Genomic DNA, 4,343 nt, shown 5'->3' on the forward strand with positions numbered 1-4,343 from the left:
GCGTCCTCGCCCTGGCCGCCCCGGACGCCCTGGACGCCTGGGACTCCCTGGACGCCCGGGACGCCCTCGACCCCCGAGGCGTCGGCGGCGTCCCGCGGTTCGATGGCGGCGGGTTCGGGGTCCCGCTGGTCGGTCACCGCAGTCCGCCGAGCTCGCGCCGGATCTTGCGGGCCGCCCGGACGGGAAGCCCGTCGCGGGCCGGACCGGCGGCCGGCAGGATCAGCGAGTCGCCCCGGATGCCCATCCAGCCGAAGGCCATCTCGACGTCGAGGGCGTAGACCCCGGCGAGATGCGGCTGGGAGGCCAGATCGATCGTGTAGACGAACTGGGGGTCGTCGCCGAGGATCTCCACCAGGTTCGGCTGGAGCAGGCGCAGGCCGATGAGCGCGAGTTGCTGGGCGGGGTCGTCCAGCGACGTGATGGTCACCTTGTAGGGCTCGGCGATGTTGTTGACGTGGAACGACAGTGTCAGCCAGTCCAGCCGCAGCAGCCCGCGCCGGCCGGCCGGGTCGATGCGGATGCGACGGGCGCCGACGGCCTCCACGCTGAGCCGGACGAGCGACAGCCCGTCGCGGGCCGACCGGGTCAGCACCGTCTCCTTCACCCCGTTGACGAAGTCGGCGCCGGTGTCGACGTAGACCTCGACGGGGCCGGCGGCGGCCTCCGGCGAGACCTCCTCGGGTGGCACGCCGGCGGCCGCGGCCAGCCCGCTGATGACGGCGAGCGGCCGGTTCGCGACGCCGGCGACGCCCGCGGGCCAGTACAGCTCCCGCATGGAGATGCGGTCGATGTCGGCCGGGGTGAGGTAGGGCATCCGGCGCACGAGCTCCGGCGGCAGCAGACCCTCGGTGGAGTCGGAGCCGAAGTTGTCGTCGTGCGCCCAGGAGCCGAACGCGGTGGCCTCGGCGGCGGTGGGGCGGGCGACGAACCGGGTCAGCATGCGCAGGCCGGCGCGGCGTGCCCCGGCGGAGGCCAGCGACGGCATCGGGGTCTCCGAACGCCGGTAGCGCAGCCATTCCCGCTGGAAGGCGAGGATGCCGTCCTGGACAGCGGCGCGCTGGGCCACCTGGGTGCGTGAGGTCCGGTCGATGCTGAGCACCGGATTGCTCATCTCGTCGAACGAGACCAGCGACCCCACGTCGGGCATACAGAGCTGTTCGAGCACCTCGGGGCTGCGCATGAGCTGGTTGGCCATCGACTCCGGTTGGCCGCCGGAGGCCACGTAGCCCTCCAGCTCCATCCCGGCGAGCCGGTGGGTCATCGCCGCCTGGTTCGTCGCCAGGTACAGGCCCAGGATGTCCAGCTTGCGGCCGGTGGAGGCCAGCAGCCGGGTGAGCAGCGCCTGGATCGTGCCACCCCAGCCCAGGTCGAGGAAGACGACCCGACCGGTCTCCGGTAGCTGGCTGTCCAGGTAGCGCACGTAGCGTTCACGCAGCCGGGTGGCGGTGAGCACGATCTCGCTGCGGATCCGCTCGTCGGAACAGAGCTCCTCGAGGGTGTCGTCGAGCAGGCCCGGTACGTCGAGGCGCCGGTCGGCCAGCGCGGAGATGCCGGCGACGTTCTCCAACCGGACGCCGAGCTGGCGCAGCAGCTGCCCGACGCTCGGCGCGTGCCGGCGGACCAGGAAGCTCTTGAGCTCCTCCGGGCTGCCCTCGAACACGTTGGACAGCGCGCACACCTGCCGGGACGCCCACATCGTCGAGACGGACACGCCGACGTCCTCGCCCGGGTCGACGAGCAGGCGGGACAGGAAGTCCCCCTCCCGCATCAGGCAGTGGATGTGGTCGGCGCCGAAGTCCCGGGCCCGCTCCACCGCCCATTCGGCGAAGCCGGCGAAGACCGGGCCGAACACGGTGGCCCCGGTCTCCCAGTAGCGGCGCAGTCCGGCGGGCACGGCGAGGGCGTCGGCGCGGTGCAGCGTCCGGGCGCGCAGGGCGGTCACCCCGAAGTCGCCGTCGACCGGGTCGATGGGGACGTCGTCGCTGGGCTGGTTACGAAGTCCCTCCAGGTCGAGGGTCTGGCGCAGCGATCCGGCGTACTTGGGGTAATGGATGGCGACGAGCCCGTGCTCGCGGGCGCCCTCGACGTCGGCGACGGGATGGTCGCCGAGGTGGACCACCCGGGACGGCTGGAGGTTGGACGCGGCCAGCATGTGCTGGAACAGCCCGTCGCTCTTCGAGGTCCCGGCATCGGAAGAGGTGAAGATCCGGGTGAACTGCACCCCCGCGAGCTCCGGCCGGTTGAGCAGCCGTTCGAGCTGGCTGGCGGAGAAGTAGGTGTCCGACAGCAGGTACACCGGCAGGCCGAGCTTGATCATGGCGAGCTCGGCGAGTTCGACCACGGCGAGATCGGCGCGACACAGTTCGCGTTCGACGGCGACCTCGGCGTCGATCAGGTCCTGCACCCCGGCGGTGCCCGGCAACGCGGGCGCCAGCACCTGCCAGATCTCGTCCAGGCGTACCTCGTGGGTGCCGCGGGCGTCATGGGCGTGCATCCGCGCCACGTGCTCGGCGTGCACGCGCAGCCGGGCGAACTCGCCCGGCGAGACGCTGGGCGGCAGGTGGCCGGCGTCAGCGAGCCGGTGGCCCAGCAACAGGAACGCGTGGGTGGGTTCGGGCACCATGCGCCACAACAAGGTGTCGAAGACATCGAGAGTCAGGGCCTGTGCCCCGCCCGACTCCAGATGCGACCACACTTCGCGTAGTCGGACGTCGGTGAACACGGCCGTCCTCTCCATGCGACCGGTAAGGCCGCTCCATGCGACCGGTACGGCCGCCTCCGCCGGGTCGGCCCCGACGGCCGCCAAACGTCGGGAATCCCCCACGCGGCATCGGCCGGCCGAAGCCAGATGGACGGGTCGATACTATGAACCCCGTTCCGGACACCGACCACCGGACCGGCTGGCGGCGCCAGCTCGGTCCGGGCGCGGTACCGTCACGATTCCGCCGAGAAGCGGGCCGGTTCGCCATCGCGCTCCATCGGCCATTCACCCGCGATCGGGACAACACCCTCGGTGGGCGCAACGTCCGGCGGGCGTGTCCCGGCGCTGCCCCGGCCGGGGGCGTGTCAGGCCGGCGACGGTTCTCGGTACTGTCAGATCTCTGTCGTGTCGAGTGAGGAGCGGACAGGTGCAGCTCCAGCCACGCCGTGCCGCGGATCGACGGCCTGACCTCCGGGGGACGGGGAGGACCGGTCATGTCACATCTCGCTGACGCTCCGCTGCCAGCAGGCGCTCCGATGGCCCCGTCCCCGCCGCCGGCGGGCCCCGGCCCGGGGCAGCCCGCGATGGACCCGAGCCGGCTGGCCCGCCGCAGCCGGGCGCAGACGAGGGTGCGTTGGGAACTGCTGCGTAATCTCATCCGCAAGGATCTGAAGGTCAAGTACAAGGGCTCCACGCTGGGCTTCGCCTGGTCGCTGGCGAACCCGATGCTCCTGCTCGTGGTGTACACGTTCGTCTTCCAGATCGTCCTCAAGTCCGGAATTCCGCGGTTCGGCATTTACCTGATGTCCGGGCTGCTGATCTGGAACGCCTTCTCGGGCAGCGTGTCCTCAGCGTGCGGCAGCGTCGTCGCGAACGCGAACCTGGTCAAGAAGGTGCGGTTCCCGCTCGCCGTACTCCCGCTGTCGGCGGTCGGGTTCGCGGCCGTGCACTTCCTGCTCCAGTTGCTCGTCCTTTTCGTGGTGATCCTGATCCTCGGTTACAACCTGCTCGGCGCCGATCTGCTGCTGCTCGTGCCCGCGGGCGCCGTCGCGATCACGTTCACAATCGCGCTGTCGCTGCTGGTCAGCGCCCTGAACGTGCGCTACCGCGACACCTCCCACCTGCTTGACGTCGCCCTGCTCGCCTGGTTCTGGCTCAACCCGATGGTCTACGCCTTCGGCCTGATCCAGAGCCGGCTGCACGAGTGGACCTGGGTGTACCTGCTCAACCCGATGGCCGTGGTGGTCATCACGTTCCAACGCGCGATCTACGATCCTGGGGGTGGCTCCACTGGCTCGACCCCCGTCCAGGCGGACCCGGGATACAACTTCTACCTGGAACATCTCGCCGTCGCAGGGGCGATCTCGCTCGTCCTGCTCTGGCTGGGGTTCCACGTGTTCCGCACCATGCAGGCGGACTTCGCCGAGGATCTGTAGGTGGGTTCCCGGCGGCCCGGCGACGTCGTCGTCCGCCGCCGCGAGCCCTGGAGCGAGCACGCCGACCGCGGTGCGATCATGGTGAGACGTCCGCCGGCGGCCAGCAAGGAGTTGTAGTGGCCCGACACTCGTCCGCGTACCAGCGCGGTGCGGCCTCCCCGCCGTGGGGGAGGCGTCCCGCGGCCCCGCGCGGCCCGGTCGACGGC

At 71.1% G+C, this 4,343-nt stretch carries 2 protein-coding genes; one reads left to right on the forward strand and one right to left on the reverse strand.

Annotated features, from left to right (window positions below):
• Nucleotides 1–133: 133 nt before the first annotated feature.
• On the reverse strand, nucleotides 134–2,722 hold the full coding sequence (locus ND748_RS26260) for a haloacid dehalogenase (RefSeq protein WP_251748846.1): 2,589 nt from the start codon (nucleotides 2,720–2,722) through the stop codon (nucleotides 134–136).
• Nucleotides 2,723–3,195: 473 nt separating this feature from the next.
• On the opposite strand from ND748_RS26260, the gene ND748_RS26265 reads away from it, so the two are divergent.
• A complete protein-coding gene (locus ND748_RS26265; RefSeq protein ID WP_251748847.1) occupies nucleotides 3,196–4,137 on the forward strand; it encodes an ABC transporter permease in 942 nt (313 codons plus the stop codon).
• Nucleotides 4,138–4,343: the final 206 nt, after the last annotated feature.

The sequence above is a fragment of the Frankia sp. AiPs1 genome (genome assembly GCF_023716945.1).
Taxonomy (GTDB): Bacteria; Actinomycetota; Actinomycetes; order Frankiales; family Frankiaceae; genus Frankia.